Raw genomic sequence first — 19,761 nt, 5'->3', positions numbered from 1 at the left:
GCCCGCCGCGCGGTCCGCCGTGTGGCCCGCCATGCGGCCCGCCGTGTGGCCCACTGTGCGGTCCGCCGTGCGGCCCGCCGTGAATGCCGTTGTGCGGTGTGCCGTTCGCCCCGCCGTAGGCCACCTCGGCCGGCACCGGGAGCGGTGGGCCCGCGCCGTCGGCGGTCGTGCCCAGATCGGCGTCGATCAGCAGAATGTCGAAGTGGCGCCCCTCCGCCGCGGCGCGCTCCAGACAGCGCAGCGCCGCCGGGCCGCTGCCTGCCGCCGCCACGTCCACGTCCTGTTCCGCCGCGAGGGCGGCGGCCAGTGACTCGGCGAAAATACGATGGTCGTCAACCACGAGAACCCGAATACGTGCCACGGACAACCCCCCAGTCGCCGGATGAAGATTCCGGATACACCGAGAAACAGTGCGGGTACGGCGCCCGGCGCAAGGTCACCGCAACCCGCACGGCCGCCGCCGTGCTGTGATTGCTACCCCGCCCCAGGCGTCGTACCTGACTGTCTCGCCCCCTGAACAAGCGTCGGCCCCCACCGACGCTGTACTCAGAGTAAGGCCGTGGTCTCATATAGGAAGCGGATTAGCGAAACTGACTGTTCTCGGCTGTTCACTGCGTGTTTCTTGTTCGCTCTTGGGGACTGAGTGATCCACGAGCAGCGAAGATTTACCGAGAACGCCGGGCTACAGCCGTCGCGCCCCCGCGCTGGGCACCGCCGGGAAGATCCGCGGAGCGCCGTAGCCCGCCGCGCCGAACGCCTCGGTCACCGCCTTGCCCACCGCCTCCGCATCCCCCTCCGCCACCAGCACGATGGCCGAGCCGCCGAAGCCGCCGCCGGTCATCCGCGCCCCCAGCGCACCCGCCGCGTTCGCCGACTCCACGACGAGGTCGAGCTCGGCGCAGGAGATCTCGAAGTCGTCGCGGCAGGAGGCGTGCCCGGCGGTCAGCACCGGTCCGATGGACCGCGTGTCCCCCGCGTCGAGCAGCTCGATGACCTTCTCCACCCTGCGGTCCTCGGTCACCACATGGCGCACCCGCCGCCGCGTGGTCGCATCGCAGCCCAGCCGCTCCAGTTGGGCGAGCGTCGCGTCCAGCCCGTCGAAGGGCACATCGCGCAGCGCGGGCACCCCGATCGCCTCGGCGGCCGCCTCGCAGGCGGCCCGCCGGTTCGCATAGGCGCCGTCGCCCAGCTCATGCTTGACGCGGGTGTCCACCACCAGCAGCCGCAGCCCCTCGGCCGCCAGGTCGAACGGCACCTGGCGCTGGGTGAGATCACGGGCGTCCAGGAACAGGGCGTGCCCCTCGGTGCAGCACGCGGACGCCATCTGGTCCATGATCCCGCAGGGCACGCCCACGAAGACGTTCTCCGCGCGCTGGCAGAGCTGGGCGATACGCCGCGGGCTGAGCCCCAGTCCGTACAGCTCGCTGAGCGCGGTGGCCGTGGCCACCTCCAGCGCGGCGGACGACGACAGTCCGGCGCCGGTGGGCACGGTGGACTCGAAGTGCAGGTCCGCACCCCCGGCCGCGCCCCTCAGCAGCCCCTCCTCGCCCAGCGCCCAGACCACTCCGGCCGGATAGGCCGCCCAGCCGCCGCGGTCGCCGCCGGCGCCGCCCGCGACCGGCGCCAGCTCCTCGACGCGCAGTTCGACGATTCCGCCCGGGGCGTCGCCCGAGTGGAGCCGCAGCACCCCGTCGGTGCGCGGGGTGGCGGCGGCCAGGCAGGTGTGGGGCAGGGCGAGCGGCATCACGAAGCCGTCGTTGTAGTCGGTGTGCTCGCCGATCAGATTGACCCGGCCCGGCGCCGCCCAGACGCCGCCGGGCTCGGTGCCGTAGACCTCGTGGAACCCCGCCGTGGCCCGCCCGGGGCCGTGCTCGTCCGTCACTGACTCTCCCTCCGCTGCGCGAACTCCCATGCGTCCGCGACGATTCCGGCCAGGTCGGCGCGGGTCGGGCGCCAGCCCAGGCGCTCCTTGGCGCGCTCGGCGGAGGCCACCAGAACCGCCGGGTCGCCGCCGCGGCGCGGGGCGGCGATCTCCGGGATGGGGTGGCCGGTGACCTGGCGCACCGTCTCGATGACCTCGCGGACGGAGAAGCCGTTGCCGTTGCCGAGGTTGCAGATCAGGTGCTCGCCGGAGGCCGCGGCGCCGAGGGCGAGCAGATGGGCGTCGGCGAGGTCGGCGACGTGGATGTAGTCGCGGACACAGGTGCCGTCGGGGGTGGGGTAGTCCTCGCCGAAGACCGAGATCGCCTCGCGCCGGCCCTGGGCGACCTGGAGCACCAGGGGGATGAGGTGGGACTCGGGGTCATGGCGCTCGCCGTAGGCCCCGTAGGCGCCCGCGACGTTGAAGTAGCGCAGAGAGACCGCGGCCAGGCCGTGGGCGGCGCATTCGCCGCTGATCATGTGGTCGACGGCGAGCTTGCTGGCGCCGTAGGGGTTGGTGGGCGCGGTCGGCAGGTCCTCGGTGATCGGGACCTGGTCGGGCTCGCCGTAGGTGGCGGCGGTGGAGGAGAAGACGAGGGTGCGCACCCCGGCGTCGCGCATCGCGGCGAGCAGCTCGGTGGTGCCGCCCACATTGTTGACCCAGTACTTCTCGGGGTTGACGACGGACTCGCCGACCTGGGAGAACGCGGCGAAGTGCAGTACGCCGTCGAAGGTGGGGTCGAGCCACTTGCCGGCGTCCTGGATGCGGCCCTCGATGAACTCCGCGCCCTCGGGGACCCCCTCCCGGTGCCCGGTGGACAGGTCGTCCAGCACCGTCACCCGCTGGCCGGCTTCGAGCAGATGCGCCGCGACCACGCTGCCGACATAGCCGGCGCCGCCGGTGACCAGGTACTTCTTCTGCTGCGCATTGCTCACTTGCTCGCTACCTCTCGCAGTCGCTCGGCCGCGGCCTCCGGCGGCACATCGTTGATGAACACATTCATGCCGGATTCGGAACCCGCGAGAAACTTCAGCTTGCCGGAAGTGCGGCGGATGGTGAAAAGCTCGAGGTGAAGAGCGAATTCACCGCGGTCGGTCATGCGGTACGGCGCCTGGTGCCAGGCGGAGATGTAGGGCGTGGGCGGCTCACCCGCCCCGAAAATCCGGTCGAAGCGCTTCAAGAGTTCCAGATACATCTGTGGAAACTCTGTGCGCGCGGCCTCGTCCAGCGACGGCAGGTCCGGAACCCGCCGCTTCGGGTAGAGATGCACCTCGTACGGCCAGTGGGCGGCGTAGGGGACGAACGCGACCCAGTGCTCGCCGTCGAGCACCACCCGGCGCCCGTCGGCCAGCTCATCGGCGACCACATCATCGAACAGATTCCGACCGGTGGCCACACGGTGCTCGGCGAGCGAGCGGAGCATCAGCCGGGTACGCGGGGTCACAAAGGGATACCCGTAGATCTGGCCGTGCGGATGGCCGAGGGTGACGCCGATCTCCTTACCGCGGTTCTCGAAGCAGAAGACCTGCTCGACGGCGGGATGTTGGGCCAGCTCGGCGGTGCGGTCGGTCCAGGCGTCGAGCACCAGGGCGGCCTGTGCGGCGTCGAGGTCGGCGAAGGAGGCGTCGTGGTCGGAGGTGAAGCACACGACCTCGCACCGGCCCGAGTCCCCGGCCAGCGACGGGAAGCGGTTCTCGAAGACCACGACGTCATAGCCGGTGGCGGGGATCTCGCTGTGCCGCCCCTCGCGGGAGGGGCACAGCGGGCACTGGTCGGCCGGCGGGTGGTAGGTGCGGGCCTGGCGGTGGGAGGCGATCGCCACCCGGTCGCCGAGGAGGCGGTCGTGCCGGATCTCCGAGCTGGTCGCGATGGGGTCGAGAGGCCGCTGGTCGACGGCGTCGCGCACCGCGTCGTCGCGCGCGTCGTAATAGATCAGCTCGCGTCCGTCCGCAAGCCGCGTCGCCGTCTTCTTCACTCCGCCAGCTCCTGTCAGGTGCACCCAACACAACTCAACATAATGAACCACAAGCCAACAGTGGCGTCAATGCACGGTGAAGGTGCTCGGACAAACCACAAGAATTCGGATACGTTCACCGAACGTTTCTGGTGCATTCCGTTCAGGCGATGAGGCGAGACCATGCGCTATCTGGCCGAAGGGCTCCGGCTTCCCACCAACGCACTCGACTACACGATCCTGATCCTCTACTTCATCGTCGTCCTCGGCGTGGGATTCGCCGCCAGAGCGAGCGTCAAGACCAGCCTCGACTTCTTTCTCTCCGGCCGGTCGCTGCCCGCGTGGGTCACCGGGCTGGCCTTCGTCGCCGCGAATCTGGGCGCCCTGGAGATCCTGGGGATGGCCGCCAACGGCGCGCAGTACGGGGTGTACACCGTGCACTGGTACTGGGTCGGGGCCATTCCGGCCATGGTCTTCCTCGGCCTGGTGATGATGCCGTTCTACTACGGCTCCAAGGTACGGTCCGTCCCCGAGTTCCTGCTGCACCGCTACGGACCGTCCTCGCATCTGCTCAGCTCGATCATCTTCTCGATCGCGTCCGTACTGATCGCGGGCGTGAACCTCTACGCGATGGCGATCGTGGTGGAGGCGCTGCTGGGCTGGCCGCAGTGGGTGGCCATCGTGGTCGCGGGGCTCTTCGTGCTCGCGTACATCACCCTCGGCGGGCTCTCCTCGGCGATCTACAACGAGGTGCTCCAGTTCTTTGTGATCCTGGCCGCCCTCATCCCGCTCACCGTGATCGGCCTGCGGCGGGTCGGCGGCTTCGGCGGGCTCAAGGACTCGCTGGTGCACTCCCACGGCCCGAATTTCGTCTCCGCCTGGGGCGGCACCGGCATCGGCTCCCCCAACCCGCTGGGCGCCAACTGGCTGACCATCGTGCTGGGCCTCGGCTTCTGCCTGAGCTTCGGCTACTGGACGACCAACTTCGCCGAGGTGCAGCGCGCCCTGTCGGCCAGGAACCTCTCGGCCGCCCAGCGCACCCCGCTGATCGCCGCGTTCCCGAAGATGTTCATCCCGCTGATCGTGGTGGTGCCGGGGCTGATCGCGCTGGTCCTGGAGCCGGACATCGGCTCCAAGGCGAGCGGTCTTCAGTACAACGACGCGATTCCGCTGCTGATGAGCGAGTTGCTGCCGAACGGGGTGCTGGGGCTCGCGGTGACCGGGCTGCTGGCCGCCTTCATGGCGGGCATGGCGGCCAATGTGTCGTCCTTCAACACGGTCTTCACCCACGACATCTGGCGGGCGTACATCAGAAAGGACCGGCCGGACGGGTACTACCTGCTGACGGGTCGGGTGGTGACGGCGATCGGCGTGCTGGCCGGGATGGGGACGGCCTTCATCGCCTCCTCGTTCAGCAACATCATGAACTACCTCCAGACGCTGTTCTCGTTCTTCAACGTGCCGCTGTTCTGCGTCTTCATCATCGGGATGTTCTGGAAGCGGGCCACCGCCCAGGCCGGGTTCTGGGGGCTGCTCTGCGGCACCGTGGCCGCGATGATCAACTACTTCTGGCTCTACCGGGCCGGCGTCATCTCCATCCCCAGCGACCAGGGCGCCAACTTCGTCTCCGCCATCGTGGCGTTCGTGGTCGGCGGGGTGGTGATGGTCGCGGTCACCCCGTTCACCAAGCCCAAGCCGGTGGAGTCGCTGGCCGGTCTGGTCTACGGCACCACCGCGCCCGGTGTGGCCGAGCCGCCGGCGCCGGGCGACGAGGCGTGGTACCGCCGCCCGGCCGTGCTGGGCTGGAGCGCGCTGGTCCTCGCGGCCCTGTGCTACATCCCGTTCTCCCTGTAAGCCGCCGGCGGATAAGGAGCCCACGCCATGAGTGAGGAGTACGTATACCGGTCCGAGGTCGAGGAACTGGAGCAGAGGTCGGCGACCGCGGCGCGGCTGTTCGATGTGCGGCGGATCATCGGCGGGCTGTTCGTGATCTACGCGATCATCGTCCTCATCGCCGGGTTCACCGCCTCGGAGGCGGATGTGAAGAAGGCATCGGGCATCAACATCAACCTCTGGACCGGATGGTGCATGCTCGCGGTCGGCCTGCTCTTCCTGCTCTGGATGAAGCTCAGGCCGCTCTCCGCCCCCGGGGCCGCGCCCAAGCCGGAGGCCGGGCCAGGGGCCGGGGCCGGAGGGCCCGGCCCCGGAGAGCCCGGCCCCGGAGAGGGCTGAGCGGCACCGGCCACGGCGACGGCGCGGGCCACGGCCCCGACGCGGCCCACGTTATGTTTTTCGCGGTCCTGCAAGAGGGCCGCCGGCCTCCGGGCCCGGCATGACTGTTGCCCCCTGTCGAACGGATGACAATGCCGTTGCTTTTGGGTCACTCCCATCGATGGTTCAGGGTGACTGTGACCGGGGCCCGCGTCGGCCGGCTGGTTCGCCTGGGGAAGGCGGAATCACCCGCGAGATGGTCCAGAGGTGGGCGTTTCCGGTCGCCGCCCACCATGATCGCTGGACGCGTGCGGGAGCGGGCGTACGGCCACGCTCGGGGCGGGGAGCTGGTGGGGTCACCGTCCGGCCCGGTTGGCCTGGTCCATGTAGGCCACCACCTTGCGCTTGGTCTGTGGGTCGTCGAGGCCGCCGCCGTGGCCGACCTGGTCGGTCTTCACCGGTACGGCCTTGTGCCGGAGCTGGCCTGCCACCCGGTCGGCCCAGGTGTGGGGGGTGGCCGGGTCGAGCGTATTGCTCAGCAGCATGGTCGGGTGGTCGCTGCGTGACGTGACGGGCTTGCTGGAGCCCTCGGCGGGGCGGGGGCCGGAGAGGCAGGTCGCCGTGTAGTGGCTGGCGTTGGTCGAGAATCCCAGGACGGGGGCGGCCTTCCGGGTCGCCTTCAGGTCGTGCCGGGCCTGGCCCACGGTCCCCGCGGACAGGTCGAAATCGGAGCAGACGATCGGATCCGGGAAGGGGACGCTCTTCGGCGTCTGGTCCTGGCCCGGTTTCCCCTCGCCGGGCATCGGGTTCTTGCCCTCCGACAGCTTCTTGAGGCCCTCGGCGGCCTCCTTGAAGCTGCTCGGGGCGGTGACCTCGAAGTATCCGGTGACTGTGGCGGCTGACCAGGGCTTGGAGTGCAGGGAGCCGGGGATCTGCCCAGCGTCGGCCTTCTTCTGCGCCGTCCTGAACACCGACGCCACGTCCTTGCCGTGGAGCGCGCAAGACGTCTCCTTGGCACACCACTTCCCGAACCGGTCGAAGATCGCTTCCATGCCCCGGGCCGCGCTGGTGACGAATGCCCGGCGGGACTGCGTGGGGTCCATCACCGATTCGAGGACGGAACCGTTGACGTGGTCTCCGTACAGGCCGAGGTAGCGTTCCGCGGTCAGCGTGCCGTACGAGAACCCGTGCACGTTGATCCGCTCCAGGCGCATGGCCTTGCGCAGGGCTTCGGCGTCCCTGGCGTTGCTGTAGGCGTCCATGTGGTTCTTGAGGCCCGCCGGGGCGGTGGCGCACGTCGACCAGAACGAGCTCTGGTCCTTGGCCAGTGCATGGAACCGTCGACTGTCCGTGGGGGGCACTTGCGGGATCTTGAGTGCTTTGTCGGCTGTGCAGTTGAGCGGGGCGCTCTGCTCCACACCGCGCGGGTCGAGCGCTATCAGGTCGTAGCCCGGCAGGTGCTGCCGGAGATCGGCGAACGCGATGTCGCCCGCCTCGCCGGGACCCGACGGGAAGTTGAGGATCGTTCCCTTGCGCTTCGACTGGTCGGCCGCCTTCCAGCGGTAGGCGCGCAGAGCGACCGTTTCGGACTGCGGCTCGGCCCAGTCGACGGGAACCTTGAGGGTGCCGCACTCGACCCCCTTCTGGACCGGCAAGTCAGGCCGGTCGCAGGTGCCCCAGGTGAGGTCGCCCCGCTCTTTTCCCGGGCTTGCGCGGGGCTTCTCCGTGCTGAGCTGGGCGTTCGCGACTCCGTACAGGCCGACGGCACAGACGGCGACCCCGAGGGCGGTCAGGGCGACGGACTTACGGTTCACGTGGCGCGTTCCTTGACTGAGAATCTGCATGCCGTCAACGGTCGCCCCGGCCCGGCCCGCCCGTCGTCGGCCGCCGGGCCGGTTCCGGGCCGCCGGCATCGGCCTGTGGGCCGACCCGTCTCTCTGCCGTACGTCTCTCTGCCGCACGTCCCTGCCCTGTGCGGCGTGGCCCTCGATACCGCGCTCCCCCGCCGTCCCTTCGCCCGCGCGGAAACCGGCCGCGCGCGAAGGGACTTCACCACCGTCGCCGCCACCGCACAACCGGCCGGCGCGGAGTCGCCCCCGGTCACCGCCCCACCGATCCGGGTCAGACGGGCGGGGGCTGGCGCTCACGTACGGTGCGGGTGTCCCACGCCCAGGCGGCGATCTCGACGCGGTTACGGACGCCCAACTTCTCCTTGATGTTGGCCAGGTGGGTCTTGACGGTGCCCAGGGACACGTACAGCTCGTCGCAGATCTCCTGGTTCGTACGCCCCACTCCCAGCAGGCGTACGACGTCGAGTTCCCGCTCAGAGAGAGGGTGGGGGGCGGCGGGCGGCGGCTGCTGTCCCGCGAGGTGCTTGAGCAGCCGGACGGTGACGGCGGGGGAGACCAGGGCGTCGCCGCGGGCGGCGGACCGTACGGCCTCGATCAGCAGGTTGGAGGCCGCGTCCTTGAGGAGAAAGCCGCAGGCGCCGTTGCGCAGGGCGGTGTAGGCGTAGTCGTCCTGGTCGAAGGTGGTCACCACGACGACCCGGAAGGGATCGGTGACGCCAGGCCCGGCCAGGGCCCGGGTCACCTCCAAACCGTCCAGCCTGGGCATACGGATGTCGACGAGGCACACGTCCGGCCGCAGTCTGCGGGCGAGTTCGACGCACTCGGCGCCATCGGCGGCCTCGCCGACGACATCGAGGTCGGGCTGGGTGCCCAGGATCAGCCGGAAGCCGGTACGAACCATCTCCTGGTCGTCCGCGATCAGCACCCGCGTCCGCGCCTCGCCCGCCCCGTTCCAACTGCTCATGCAGGTGATCCTTCCACAGCCGTCAGAACGGGAAAGACGGCGGTCACGCACCAGCCCCCGTCCGCTGTCCGGCTGCTGGTGAGGGAACCTTCCACGGCCTCCACGCGCTCGCGCAGCCCGACCAGGCCGAAGCCGCCCCGGCCGCCGGCCGGGGCCGTGGCCCGTGCCGAGGCCGCTGTGTTGTGTACCTCCGCCCGTAGCTGGTCGCCGTCGGCGTGCCGGTCAAGATCGAGGCGGACGGCCACGTCCGCGCCGGGGGCGTGGCGGCGCACGTTCGTCAGTGCCTCCTGGACCACACGGTGGACGGAGGTCTCCACTTCCGGGGCAAGCCGGACTCCGCGCACTCTGTCCCCGACGTCCAGCCTCGCCTCGGTGCCGTGCCCGGCGAACGCGGAGACCAAGCGGTCCAGTTCGGCCAGCAGTTCGCCGGGGCGTGCGGCCTGGTGGTCGTCCTCGCGCAGCACGCGCACCAGGCGCCGCATGGAGTCCAGGGTCTCGCCGCCAGCGCGGGAGATGCCCTCCAGCAGTGGTTTGATCTGTTCCGGCGAGGTCTCCTGGATCATCAGCGCGGCGTTGGCGTGCACGATGATGCCGGTCACGTGGTGAGCGATGAAGTCGTGTAGATCGCGGGCGAGTACCAGCCGTTCGTTGTGCCGTACCGTGTCCATGGCCCGGGCCCGGCGGGCGTCCAGCAGACGCAGATAGCAGCCGAGGCCCACAGCCCCGCCGACGGCGAACGTCAGGACGAAGGAAGCCTGGAGCACGCCGAAGTTCGTGCCCGTGCGCAGCGGCAGAACGATCACCGCGACGCCCAGCGCAGCCGACAGGGCCACCGCGGGGGCCGGCCGCTCCACCCGCCGCGCGGTCCTGGTGAGCAGCACGAGGAGCGCAACCGTTTCCAGCAGGCTCCAGAACACGTTGCTGATAGGACTGTTTGCCCACAGCGACGCGGTCAGGGCCAGTGAGCCGAGTGTGGCCGCGCCGGCACGCCACTCGGGGCCCGGCCGGCGGTCGGGAAAGAGCAGCATGGCGGCGGCGAGCGGACCGGAGACGAGCGGCAGCCAGTTCGACCACTGGCCGTGCGGGTTGTAGTAGGTCGCCAGGTCGAACAGCCACACCAAGGCCAGGCCCCCGCAGAGCGAGACGGTGATGATGCGCCGGGCCGTCGGGGAGAGCGGTGTATCGGGTTCCACAACCTGAAGCGTAAGGACCTACGGACGAGACGGGGTCGGCCTGCGGGATGATGCCGTCGCGCCCCTACCGGCCTGGTGGCCGAGGACGGGCGCGGCGGTACGAAGAGATCGTCGAAGCCATGCAGATTCTCACCATTCTCGATCTGGCTCTGGCTGCTCTCGCCGGGGTCTGCTTCGCCCTGTGCGTGCTCGTGACCACGGAGGCGGCCCGATGACCTCCTCCGGCACGTCCGCCGCGTCCCCCGTGTTGGTGGGCTCCGGCCTGATGAAGTCCTTCGGCCTCACCCGCGCGCTGGCGGGCGTCGAGGTGTCCCTGTCGGCGGGTGAGTCGCTGGCGGTCATGGGCCCCTCAGGATCGGGCAAGTCCACCCTGCTGCACTGTCTGGCCGGCATCGAGCGCCCCGACGAGGGCCAGGTGCTGCTGGCAGGGGAACGCATCGACCAGATGGGGGAGCCGGAGCGCAGCGAGCTTCGCCGTACCCGCTTCGGCTTCGTCTTCCAGTCTGGCCAGCTCCTGCCGGAGCTGCCCGCCGACGAGAACGTGGCCCTGCCGCTCATGCTCGGCGGCATGCCGCGCCGCCAGGCGGTCCGCAAGGCCCGGGAGTGGTTCGCTCCGTTGGGCCTGGAGGGAAAGGAAGACCGGCGGCCCGGGCGGCTGTCCGGTGGGCAGGCACAGCGGGTGGCCATCGCGCGGGCGCTGGTGTGCGGCCCGCAGGTGATCTTCGCCGATGAGCCGACGGGGGCGCTCGATCAGACCACCGGCATGGAGGTGATCAGCCTGCTGGTCGGCATCACCCGCAGCCAGGGCGCCGCGCTCGTCGTGGTCACCCACGACGAGAACGTGGCGCGCTGGTGTGACCGCACCGTCCGGGTCCGCGACGGCCGCCCGAGCGAGGACCACCGGACGCCGGACGGCGCCGCGGTCACGCACGCGGTCGCCTACGCCGCCGAGGCGGCGGGCCTGGCCGGCCGGAGCACGCCCGCACGCCCGGCCGGTGACGAGGGACACGCGGGGTACCGGCGATGAGGGCACTGGACCGCACCACTTGGACCTTGACCTGGCGGTTGGCCCGGGCCGGAGGACGGTCCGGGCTGCTGGCCACCGGGCTGGCCGTTGCCGCGGCCGCCATCAGCACCGCACTGCTGCTGCTCTGCGTGGCCGCCAACCTCGGCTTCCAGCAGCGCGCCGACCGCATCGACTGGCGCAACCCCCTGAAGTCCGCGTCCCCGGTCGCCGTCGAGGCAGTCGGCACCACCTTCAGCGGCGGCACACCCGTCACCGTCGTCGACGTCGCGCGGCTGCCCGGCCGGAAGGCCCCGGCCCCGCCCGGCATGCCCCGCTTCCCCGAGCCCGGCCAGATGTGGGTCTCCCCGGCCCTCGCCGACCTGCTCCACCGGCTGCCCGCCGACCGGCACCCCGTCCCCGGCAAGCCGGCCGGCACTCTCGGCCGCGCAGCTCTGGCCCACCCCGGTGAACTGGTCGCCGTCGTCGGCCACAAGCCCGACGCTGCCGCTGTCACCGCCCCGCGCGTGGACGACCCGCGACGCCCCGGCGACACCGTCACCCCCACCCGCGTCGCCGACTTCACCGGACGTCCCGTCACCAACGGAATCGGCGACCAGTACCTGTCCCTGGCGAAGATCGCCACCATCCTCGTCGTCGTCCCACTGCTGGTTCTGGGCGCCTCCTCCGCACGCCTGTCGGTCTCCCGCCGCGACCAGCGGTTGGCCGCGCTGCGGCTGATCGGTGCCACCCCTGGCCGAATCGCGGGCATGACGGCCGCCGAGGCCGCCCTTACCGGCGCGGCGGGCGCGGCGCTGGGCACTGTCGGCTACGGGCTGCTGCTGCCGGCCGCCGCGAAGGTGCCCGTGGCGGGCGGCTCCTGGTACGCCGCCGACCTGTGGGTCGGACTGCCGGTGCTGCTCGCCGTGCTCGCCGGTGTCGTCGGCATGGTGGTTGTCAGCGCGCTCCTCGGGCTGCGTCAGGTCGTCGTCGGCCCGCTGGGCGTGGCCCGCCGTTCGAAGCCACCCCGTATGAGCTTCCTGCGAGTTCTGGTCTTCGTCGCGGTGATCGGCGGCTACGCATGGATCACCGACCAGAACAAGAGCGAGGTCAACGGCATCCTGGTGCTCTTCGCCGTCGTCTTCCTCGCCCTGTCCGCGATCGGCCCGTGGGTGGTCGGCGTCCTCGGGCGGATCATCTGTGCATCGGCCCAGAAGCCGGCGACCTTGCTGGCGGGGCGGCGCCTGCTGGACGACCCGAAGAGCGCGTGGCGTACGGTCTCCGGGCTCACCCTCGCCGGATTCGTAGCCGGGTTCTTCGCCCTCTTCAGTGTCTCCGGCACCTCACCGTGGGGACACCCCGACACCCTGGCCGTGGCCGTGCCGAAGGGCGGGACGGCCGTGGTCCGGCAAGAAGCACAGCAGCGCCTCCAGGACGCCGGGATCACCGCCACCGTCGGCACGAGCACCGACTGGGTCGCCATGGGTGTGGGCAAGGACACTGTGCAGGTCACCGCCACCGTGCCGGGCGGGGCCGAGAACCTGGACCGCGCTCGCACCGCGTTGGTGTCTCTCGTGCCCGGCCAGTACCCGATCACCGGCACGGACGCCAACTGGTCAGGCAAGCTGTTCGCAGAGGACTTCTCCACCGCCACCCTGGTGGTCCTCGGCGTCACGTTCATCACCGCGATCGCGTCCGCCGGCATCACCGCGGCCTCCTCGGTCCTGAGCCACCGCCGGACCTACGGCCTGCTCCGGCTCACCGGCACCCCGCTACGGACCTTGGACGCCGCCCGCCTCGAGGAGACCCTCGTCCCCGTGGCCGTTCTCGCCGGCGGAGCCGTCCTGACCGGTGTCTTCACTGCCGCTCCGCTCACTCTCGACGGCGGCAGTTCCTCATTCGACGCCGGGGGAGTCGCCCTGCTCGCTGCCTCCTTCGGCCTCGGCCTCGTGGGACTACTGGCGGCAAGCGCGCTGAGCCGCCCCCTGCTGAGGTCGGTCACTGCGCAGCCAGGCCCGCACCCCGAGTAACCGGCCACCGCCGTACCCACACCCGGGACATCCACGCCCCGCCGATCAACAAGGTGAGAACACCCCATGCCGACTGCCGTGCTTGCGATCCTCGCCGTGGTAGCGCTTCTCCTCTTCCTCGCCCGGGTGCGGCGCGATCCCCGCCGGTCCTCACGACGGCCGTCGTTGACCGGGATGCGCTCGACGACGAGATCGCCCGGGCTACGACGACGCGGGCGGCTGAGGCGAGAGCGATGCGGTCCGGCGGGATGCCGCGCGGTCCAGCAGCCCGGTGCGGGCCGCCAGGGCCGCCGCCTCCAGCCGTGAGCCCACCCCGAGTTTCATCAGCACCCGCTGCACATGGGTGCGGGCCGTGCTGGGGGCGATCCCCATGCCCGCCGCGATCAGCCGGGTGTCCTCGCCCTCGGCGACCCGCACCAGCACCTCCACCTCGCGCGGGGTCAGCATGCGCAGCAGCCGGGCACCCTCGTCGTCGGGCTGGGCCGCGGGGTTGAGCAGCTCCGCGAAGGCCCCCTGGAGCAACTGGGGCGCCACGGCGGCCTCGCCCGCACGCGCCTTCATCATGGCGCGTTCGACGCCCTCGATCCGCTCGTCGTGGCGCACATAGCCGGATGCGCCGGCGGCGAAGGCGGCGGCTATGCCGCGCGGGCTCGGCACCGGGCCGAGCACCACGACCGCGACCTGCGGCCGCTCCTTCTTGATCTGCACCACCGGGTCGAACACCCCTGGTTCGGCGGGTGCCGCCGTGCCCAGCAGGCACACCTCCGGTGCCCGGCTCACCACCAGGTCCGCCGCGCCCGCGCTCGGTGCCGCCGCGGCGAGCACCCGGTGCCCGCGCAGCTTCAGCGCCGAGGCGAGCGCCTCCGCGAGCAGACGGTGGTCATCGACCACCATGAGTCGCACGCCCATGAGCTCCCCCCATTCGCCCAGGGGGGAAAGCTACACGCTTGTTCGACGTTGTGCGCCCCTTACCGGGCAGAAGCCCCCCGGAATGCCGAAATCCCGGCCATTAGTGCCTACTTGAGGTCCGGTTGACGTCTGAATCGGACCGATGCGGCCGGGTTCCGCGCGGGCGCGTGCCCCGGCGCTCCGCCGGGGCGAAAGGCGGCGGCCCCGCCCGTACGGTGGGTACGGGCGGGGCCGCGGTGGGCCGGGCGAACGCCGAAGGGGTCAGCTCGCGCCGAAGATGATCGCCAGCGGGTCGTCCTTGTCATAGGTGCCCGAGGGCTTGGTGGCGTAGACGTCGCTCATGAACAGGTGCTTCCCGGAGTAGATGATCTCCGAGTAGCTGGGGCTGAACTTCGACTCCACCTCATGGGAGGCGACGGAGTTCTGGAGCAGCTTGGTCTTGGCGTACGACTTGGGGTCGATCTTCCAGACCGCGCCACCGGCCTCCCAGGTGCTCTCCTGATAGACGAGGACGGAGCCGTCCTCGTCGAGCCCGAGCGGGGTGAGGGCCGCGCCCTTGACCCCGTCCGTCTTCCCGATCGGCTTGCCGTTGGCCAGGCTGAACGCCACGACCTCGTTGGCCGTCGCGGCGGTGGAGTCGGTGCGGTCCTCGGAGCCGAGGAAGAGGGTGTTGGCCGACTTGGAGACGGCGATCTTGCGGCAGCCCTCGACGTTGGTCGAGTCGCACTTGGCGTCGTACTTGCCGTTCTCGGTGCCGATCTTGCCGAGCACCTTGCCGGTCTTGGCGCTGTCGTCGATGGACAGGAAGTCCGAGACCGCCGAGCCGGTGGAGTCACCGGCGTCGAGGCCGATCACCAGCGGGTCGGTGGAGGCGACATGGACGTAGTCGATGCCCTGCGAGACCTTGTAGGCCGACTTCACCGCGCCCGTCTTCGGGTTCAGCGTCTGGACCTGGATCTGCGGGTTGTCGTAGTCGCCGCAGCGGCGCACCGCGACCAGCTTGTCCTCGCCGCCCGCGTAGCCGTCGTCCGAGCACTGCTCGCCGGACTTCGGCTTCCACAGCGCCTGGCCCGAGGTGGACCAGGCGGCGCCGCCGCTGGTGCCGCCCGCGGCCACGGTGCCGCCGCCGATGGTGACCTCGTCGAAGCGGACCTTCTCGTCACCCTCCTTGGCGTTCCGGTGCCAGAGCATCTTGCCGTTCTTGAGGTCCAGCAGCCCGATCTCGGAGCAGCCGGGGTACTTGTCCTTGGCCGACGGCTTGGCCTCCTGGTAGAGGACCGTGGTCAGGCCGTCCTTGGTGAGGTGGTCCGAGGACCAGCAGACCGCGCCGTCCAGCGGGATCGTCCACTTCGCGGTGCCGCCGCTCAGCGGATAGCCGACGATCTTGTACACGCCGGCCTTCACGAAGGTGTCGTCGGTGACCCACATGCCCTCGACGGTGACCTGGTCGGAAACCTGGGGCATCGGAACCTTGTTGAGCAGTTTGGCGTCTACGGTCTTGGCGGGCTTGTCCTCGCCGCCCGTGGAACCGCTTGAAGAGCCCTGGGTGGACTGCTTGTCCTTGCCCTTGGCCTCGCTGCCGCCGCCGTCGTCCTTGGTGGCGAACCAGATGCCGCCGCCGATGATCAGGGCGACCGCGACCACGGCGCTGACGATGATCGCCATACGCTGCTTGGACCGGCCGGAGCCGCCGGGGGCGCCCGGACCGGGGCCGCCGGGGAACTGGGCCTGCGGCGGCTGGCCGTACTGCTGGCCGTAAGGCTGCTGGCCGAACTGCGACTGACCGTAGGGCTGCTGGCCGTACTGCTGCTGCCCGTACTGCGGCTGACCGTACTGCGGCTGACCGTACTGCGGCTGACCGTAAGGCTGCTGGCCGGATACCGGCTGCTCCGGGTAGCCGTAGCCGCCGGCGCCCGGCGGGGGCGTCTGCGGCGGGGCGGGCGGTGCCGCCGGAGGCGGAGGCGGGGTCTGCGGTGGCTGACCGGGTGCCTGCGGATAGCCGTAACCCTGCTGGCCCGGAGGCGGCGTGGGCGGCTGCTGCGGATAGCCGTAACCCGGATCCTGCGGTGCCCCGAAGCCGCCCTGCGGCGGCTGGTTGGGCGGCGGAGGCGGCTGTGACATGCGAAATCCTTCAGGTGCGGGACCCACCGACCGACCGGCCTCCCCCGCGATCCCGGTGGTCAAAGCCCTCCGGGAAGGAGCGAATCGGACGTGGAACCCCGCCATTGAGCGGAAGGCAGGCGGGAGTTCTTTGTATCACCCGTAAGGGGCGCAATAGGGACCAGTTTCCAGGTCATCGACCACCTGAGACCGGCCTGTGACGCGACCGTTGCCAGGGCGCACGCCAGGGGCGCACGACCTCTTCACACGATGCTTTCAGGCCACTCACATCGAAGGCGGCCCGCCCCTTGCTCCTCCACCGCTCAGGCGTCGTCGGCCAGCTCCAGCCACCGGGTCTCCAGGTCCTCCCGCTCCCCCGTCAGCTCGCGCAGTCGGGTGTCCAGCTCGGCGACCTTGGCGAAGTCCGTGGCGTGCTCGGCGATCCGCGTATGCAGATCGGACTCCTGCTCGCTGATCCGGTCCAGCCGCCGCTCGATCTTCTGGAGTTCCTTCTTCGCGGCGCGCTGCTCGGCCGCCGACCGCTGCCGGGCGACCTGTTCGTCGGCCTTCTGCTTGGCGGGCGCGGCGGCCGGGGCGGCCTCCGCCAGGGCGCGCTGCCGCCGCTCCAGGTACTCGTCCACGCCGCGCGGCAGCATCCGCAGGGCGGCGTCGCCCAGCAGCGCGAGCACCCGGTCGGTGGTGCGCTCGATGAAGTAGCGGTCGTGGCTGATGACCACGAGCGAACCGGGCCAACTGTCGAGCACGTCCTCGAGCTGGGTCAGGGTCTCGATGTCCAGGTCGTTGGTGGGCTCGTCCAGGAAGAGCACATTGGGCTCGTCCATCAGCAGCCGCAGGATCTGGAGCCGGCGCCGCTCACCGCCGGAGAGATCGCCGACCGGGGTCCACTGCTTCTCCTTGGTGAAACCGAACTTCTCGCATAGCTGGGATGCGGTCATCTCCCGGCCCTTGCCGAGGTCGACGCGCTGCCGCACCTGCTCCACGGCCTCCAGGACCCGCAGGTTCCGGTCGAGTTCGGCGACCTCCTGGGACAGATACGCGAGCCTTACGGTCTTGCCGACCGTGACCCGGCCCGCGGCGGGCTGCTGTTCGCCCTCGCTGCGGGCGGCCTCGGACAGGGCGCGCAGCAGCGAGGTCTTGCCCGCGCCGTTCACCCCCACCAGGCCGATCCGGTCACCGGGCCCGAGCTGCCAGGTCAGATGCTTGAGCAGCACCTTGGGCCCGGCGGTGACGGTCACGTCCTCCAGGTCGAAGACGGTCTTGCCGAGCCGGGAGTTCGCGAACCGCATCAACTCGGCGCTGTCGCGCGGCGCCGGAACATCGGCGATCAGCGCGTTGGCGGCCTCGATACGGAAGCGGGGCTTGCTGGTGCGGGCGGGGGCGCCGCGGCGCAGCCAGGCCAGCTCCTTGCGCATCAGGTTCTGCCGCTTGGCCTCCTCGCCGGCGGCGATGCGCTCGCGCTCGGCGCGGGCGAAGACATAGTCGCTGTAGCCGCCCTCGTACTCATGGACGGCGCCGCGCTGGACGTCCCACATCCGGGTGCAGACCTGGTCGAGGAACCAGCGGTCGTGGGTGACCACCACCAGGGCCGAGCGGCGGGCGCGCAGATGCCCGGCCAGCCAGGAGATGCCCTCGACGTCGAGGTGGTTGGTGGGCTCGTCGAGGACGATCAGATCCTGCTCGGCGATCAGCAGTTGGGCCAGCGCGATACGGCGGCGCTCACCGCCGGAGAGCGGACCGATGACGGTGTCGAGCCCCTGCGGGAAGCCGGGCAGGTCGAGCCCGCCGAACAGCCCGGTGAGCACATCCCGGATCTTGGCGTTGCCCGCCCACTCGTGGTCGGCGAGATCGCCGATCACCTCATGGCGGATGGTGGCCTCGGGGTCGAGGGAGTCGTGCTGGGTGAGCACGCCGAGCCGCAGATCCCCGGCATGGGTGACGCGGCCGTCGTCGGCGGGCTCCAGCTTGGCGAGGATCCGGATGAGCGTGGTCTTGCCGTCGCCGTTGCGGCCGACGACGCCGATGCGGTCGCCCTCGTTCACCCCTAGGGAGACGCCGTCCAGCAGCGCACGGGTGCCGTACACCTTGCCGACGGATTCAACGTTGACCAGGTTGGTCGCCATCACACTCCATTACGCGGATCGATCGGCTCCCCAGGGTAGTCGCCGTGCGGGGCGCCTCGCTCAGGCGTCCACGAGCTGTGCCCTCCGGGGAGCGGAGGAGGTGCCGGGCTGGAGGCGCCGGACCGGAGACGCCGGACCGGAGACGCCGGACCGGAGGCGCCGGGCCGGAGACGCCGGACCGGAGGTACCGGACCGGAGACGCCGAACCGGAGGTGATCCGGGCGTGCGGCAGGTGGCCGGGGCGCCTCGCTCAGGCGTCCACGAGCCGTGCGCCGGGGGCCGGGCCGGGGTGCGGGGCGTCCCGCTCAGGCGTCCACGAGCCGTGCTCCCGGGACCGGGCCAGAGGTGATCCGGACCGTGCGGCAGGTGCCCGAAGCGGCCAGCGCGGCCGCCACCGCCTGCGCGGCCTCGGGGTCCTTGGCCAGGAAGGCGCAGGTCGGGCCGGAGCCGGAGACGAGAGAGGCCAGCGCGCCCGCGTCCGCACCGGCGCGCAGGGTGGCGGCGAGCGCGGGGCGCAGCGAGAGCGCGGCGGGCTGTAGATCATTGGAGACGGCGGCGGCCAGCGCGGTGGCGTCGCCGGAGCGCAGTGCGTCCAGCAGCGCCTGGGAGGGCTCGGGGTCCGGGACGTCGGCGGCGCCCGCGCCCCCGCCGGACGCCTCGCGCAGCCGGTCGCATTCGCGGTAGACGGCGGGGGTGGACAGCCCGCCGTCGGCCACCGCGAACACCCAGTGGAAGGTGCCGCCGGTCTCCAGCGGGGTCAGCAGCTCGCCCCGGCCCCGGCCGAGGGCGGCGCCGCCGACGAGGCTGAAGGGGATGTCGCTGCCCAAGTCGGCGCAGATCTGGAGGAGTTCGTCGCGGCTCGCCTTGGTGTCCCACAGCGCGTCGCACGCCAGCAGCGCCCCGGCGGCATCGGCACTGCCGCCCGCCATGCCGCCCGCGACGGGGATGTCCTTGGCGATGTGGAGGTGGACACCGGGCTCGATGCCATGCCGTTCGGCGAGGGCGGCGGCGGCACGGGCGGCCAGGTTGGTGTGATCCAGCGGCACCTGGTCGGCGTCCGCGCCCTCGACGGTGATGCGGAGGGTATCGGCGGGGGTGGCGGTGACCTCGTCGTGGAGCCCGACGGCGAGGAAGACGTTGGCCAGGTCGTGAAACCCGTCGGGGCGCAGCCCGCCGACCGCGAGCTGGACGTTGACCTTGGCGGGCACACGGGCGGTCACGGGGCGGGTCACGGGGCTCCTTGGGGCGGGTCGGTGTTTCGGGTGCGGCCATTGTCCCGCCTAGGGGGTGGGTCTGCGGGGGTGGGCCGGGGCGGGTGGGCCTGCGGCGGGCTCGTTCCCCACCCCGCCCCTTCCCGTAACCGGGGCTCCGCCCCGGACCCCGCTCCTCAATCGCCGGAGGGGCTGGGTGGCCCCGCTCAGGGGGCTTTGCCCCCGAAACGGGGTCCAGGGCGGAGCCCGGCGAGGGCGCGGAGGTACGGGAGCA

General features: G+C 71.1%; 15 protein-coding genes. 4 read left to right on the top strand and 11 right to left on the bottom strand.

The genetic code is table 11. The features are described 5' to 3' along the window. The 4 genes from KN815_RS50610 to galT form a co-directional block, all read right to left on the bottom strand. The coding region (locus tag KN815_RS50610; protein WP_507229906.1) for a helix-turn-helix domain-containing protein at positions 1-361 on the bottom strand (361 nt) is incomplete at its 3' end. Between the two features lie 321 nt (positions 362-682). Continuing rightward, positions 683-1,912 carry a galactokinase gene (gene galK, locus KN815_RS21725; protein WP_216343615.1) on the bottom strand — a complete coding sequence of 410 codons (1,230 nt, stop codon included), beginning with the start codon at positions 1,910-1,912 and terminating at the stop codon, positions 683-685. Then, a complete protein-coding gene (gene galE, locus KN815_RS21720; protein WP_216343614.1) occupies positions 1,879-2,856 on the bottom strand; it encodes a UDP-glucose 4-epimerase GalE in 978 nt (325 codons plus the stop codon). The genes galK and galE overlap by 34 nt, the downstream gene beginning before the upstream one ends. After that, positions 2,853-3,896 carry a galactose-1-phosphate uridylyltransferase gene (galT, locus tag KN815_RS21715; protein WP_216343613.1) on the bottom strand — a complete coding sequence of 348 codons (1,044 nt, stop codon included), beginning with the start codon at positions 3,894-3,896 and terminating at the stop codon, positions 2,853-2,855. Before galT ends, galE begins: the two co-directional genes overlap by 4 nt. 162 nt (positions 3,897-4,058) lie before the next feature. Between galT and KN815_RS21710 the strand changes: the two genes are divergently transcribed. Together KN815_RS21710 and KN815_RS21705 are read left to right on the top strand one after the other, a co-directional pair. Then, positions 4,059-5,729, top strand: a complete 1,671-nt coding sequence (locus KN815_RS21710; RefSeq protein ID WP_216343612.1) for a sodium:solute symporter family protein — start codon at positions 4,059-4,061, stop codon at positions 5,727-5,729. Between the two features lie 27 nt (positions 5,730-5,756). Beyond that, the gene (locus KN815_RS21705; RefSeq protein WP_216343611.1) at positions 5,757-6,107 is read left to right on the top strand and encodes a hypothetical protein; all 351 of its coding nucleotides are present in this window, start codon (positions 5,757-5,759) and stop codon (positions 6,105-6,107) included. 335 nt (positions 6,108-6,442) lie between these two features. Here KN815_RS21705 and KN815_RS21700 read toward each other — a convergent pair whose 3' ends face one another. The 3 genes from KN815_RS21700 to KN815_RS21690 form a co-directional block, all read right to left on the bottom strand. Next, positions 6,443-7,900, bottom strand: a complete 1,458-nt coding sequence (locus KN815_RS21700) for an alpha/beta fold hydrolase (protein ID WP_253209153.1) — start codon at positions 7,898-7,900, stop codon at positions 6,443-6,445. A gap of 307 nt (positions 7,901-8,207) precedes the next feature. Beyond that, positions 8,208-8,900, bottom strand: a complete 693-nt coding sequence (locus KN815_RS21695; RefSeq protein ID WP_216343609.1) for a response regulator — start codon at positions 8,898-8,900, stop codon at positions 8,208-8,210. Then, on the bottom strand, positions 8,897-10,093 hold the full coding sequence (locus KN815_RS21690; RefSeq protein WP_216343608.1) for a sensor histidine kinase: 1,197 nt from the start codon (positions 10,091-10,093) through the stop codon (positions 8,897-8,899). Before KN815_RS21690 ends, KN815_RS21695 begins: the two co-directional genes overlap by 4 nt. Positions 10,094-10,304: 211 nt before the next feature. On the opposite strand from KN815_RS21690, the gene KN815_RS21685 reads away from it, so the two are divergent. Continuing rightward, complete coding sequence (locus tag KN815_RS21685) at positions 10,305-11,120, top strand: ABC transporter ATP-binding protein (RefSeq protein ID WP_216343607.1); 816 nt, start codon at positions 10,305-10,307, stop codon at positions 11,118-11,120. Between the two features lie 26 nt (positions 11,121-11,146). Then, positions 11,147-13,126, top strand: coding sequence for an FtsX-like permease family protein (locus KN815_RS21680; protein WP_253209152.1), 1,980 nt, complete (start codon positions 11,147-11,149; stop codon positions 13,124-13,126). 201 nt (positions 13,127-13,327) lie between these two features. On the opposite strand, the gene KN815_RS21675 is transcribed toward KN815_RS21680, so the two are convergent. The 4 genes from KN815_RS21675 to KN815_RS21660 all read right to left on the bottom strand — a co-directional run bounded on the left by KN815_RS21675 (position 13,328) and on the right by KN815_RS21660 (position 19,508). Beyond that, positions 13,328-14,035: a response regulator transcription factor gene (locus tag KN815_RS21675; RefSeq protein WP_216343605.1), complete on the bottom strand. Its 708-nt coding sequence runs from the start codon at positions 14,033-14,035 to the stop codon at positions 13,328-13,330. 261 nt (positions 14,036-14,296) lie between these two features. Then, positions 14,297-16,156, bottom strand: coding sequence for a hypothetical protein (locus KN815_RS21670; RefSeq protein ID WP_216343604.1), 1,860 nt, complete (start codon positions 16,154-16,156; stop codon positions 14,297-14,299). Between the two features lie 302 nt (positions 16,157-16,458). Further along, positions 16,459-18,276, bottom strand: a complete 1,818-nt coding sequence (locus KN815_RS21665; protein WP_216343603.1) for an ABC-F family ATP-binding cassette domain-containing protein — start codon at positions 18,274-18,276, stop codon at positions 16,459-16,461. Between the two features lie 305 nt (positions 18,277-18,581). Beyond that, positions 18,582-19,508: a 4-(cytidine 5'-diphospho)-2-C-methyl-D-erythritol kinase gene (locus KN815_RS21660; RefSeq protein WP_216343602.1), complete on the bottom strand. Its 927-nt coding sequence runs from the start codon at positions 19,506-19,508 to the stop codon at positions 18,582-18,584. Positions 19,509-19,761 lie beyond the last annotated feature (253 nt).

Origin of the sequence: Streptomyces niphimycinicus (genome assembly GCF_018883605.1) — a bacterium.
Lineage (GTDB): Bacteria > Actinomycetota > Actinomycetes > Streptomycetales > Streptomycetaceae > Streptomyces > Streptomyces niphimycinicus.
This window is presented reverse-complemented; position numbering and strand designations above follow the sequence as displayed.

What these genes read in the sequence shown, in the direction of transcription:
- galK (WP_216343615.1), bottom strand. Translation starts at nt 1,912, where the DNA reads ATGGGAGTTCGCGCAGCGGAGGGAGAGTCAGTGACGGACGAGCACGGC.
- KN815_RS21710 (WP_216343612.1), top strand. Translation starts at nt 4,059, where the DNA reads ATGCGCTATCTGGCCGAAGGGCTCCGGCTTCCCACCAACGCACTCGAC.
- KN815_RS21705 (WP_216343611.1), top strand. Translation starts at nt 5,757, where the DNA reads ATGAGTGAGGAGTACGTATACCGGTCCGAGGTCGAGGAACTGGAGCAG.
- KN815_RS21695 (WP_216343609.1), bottom strand. Translation starts at nt 8,900, where the DNA reads ATGAGCAGTTGGAACGGGGCGGGCGAGGCGCGGACGCGGGTGCTGATC.
- KN815_RS21685 (WP_216343607.1), top strand. Translation starts at nt 10,305, where the DNA reads ATGACCTCCTCCGGCACGTCCGCCGCGTCCCCCGTGTTGGTGGGCTCC.
- KN815_RS21675 (WP_216343605.1), bottom strand. Translation starts at nt 14,035, where the DNA reads ATGGGCGTGCGACTCATGGTGGTCGATGACCACCGTCTGCTCGCGGAG.
- KN815_RS21670 (WP_216343604.1), bottom strand. Translation starts at nt 16,156, where the DNA reads ATGTCACAGCCGCCTCCGCCGCCCAACCAGCCGCCGCAGGGCGGCTTC.
- KN815_RS21665 (WP_216343603.1), bottom strand. Translation starts at nt 18,276, where the DNA reads ATGGCGACCAACCTGGTCAACGTTGAATCCGTCGGCAAGGTGTACGGC.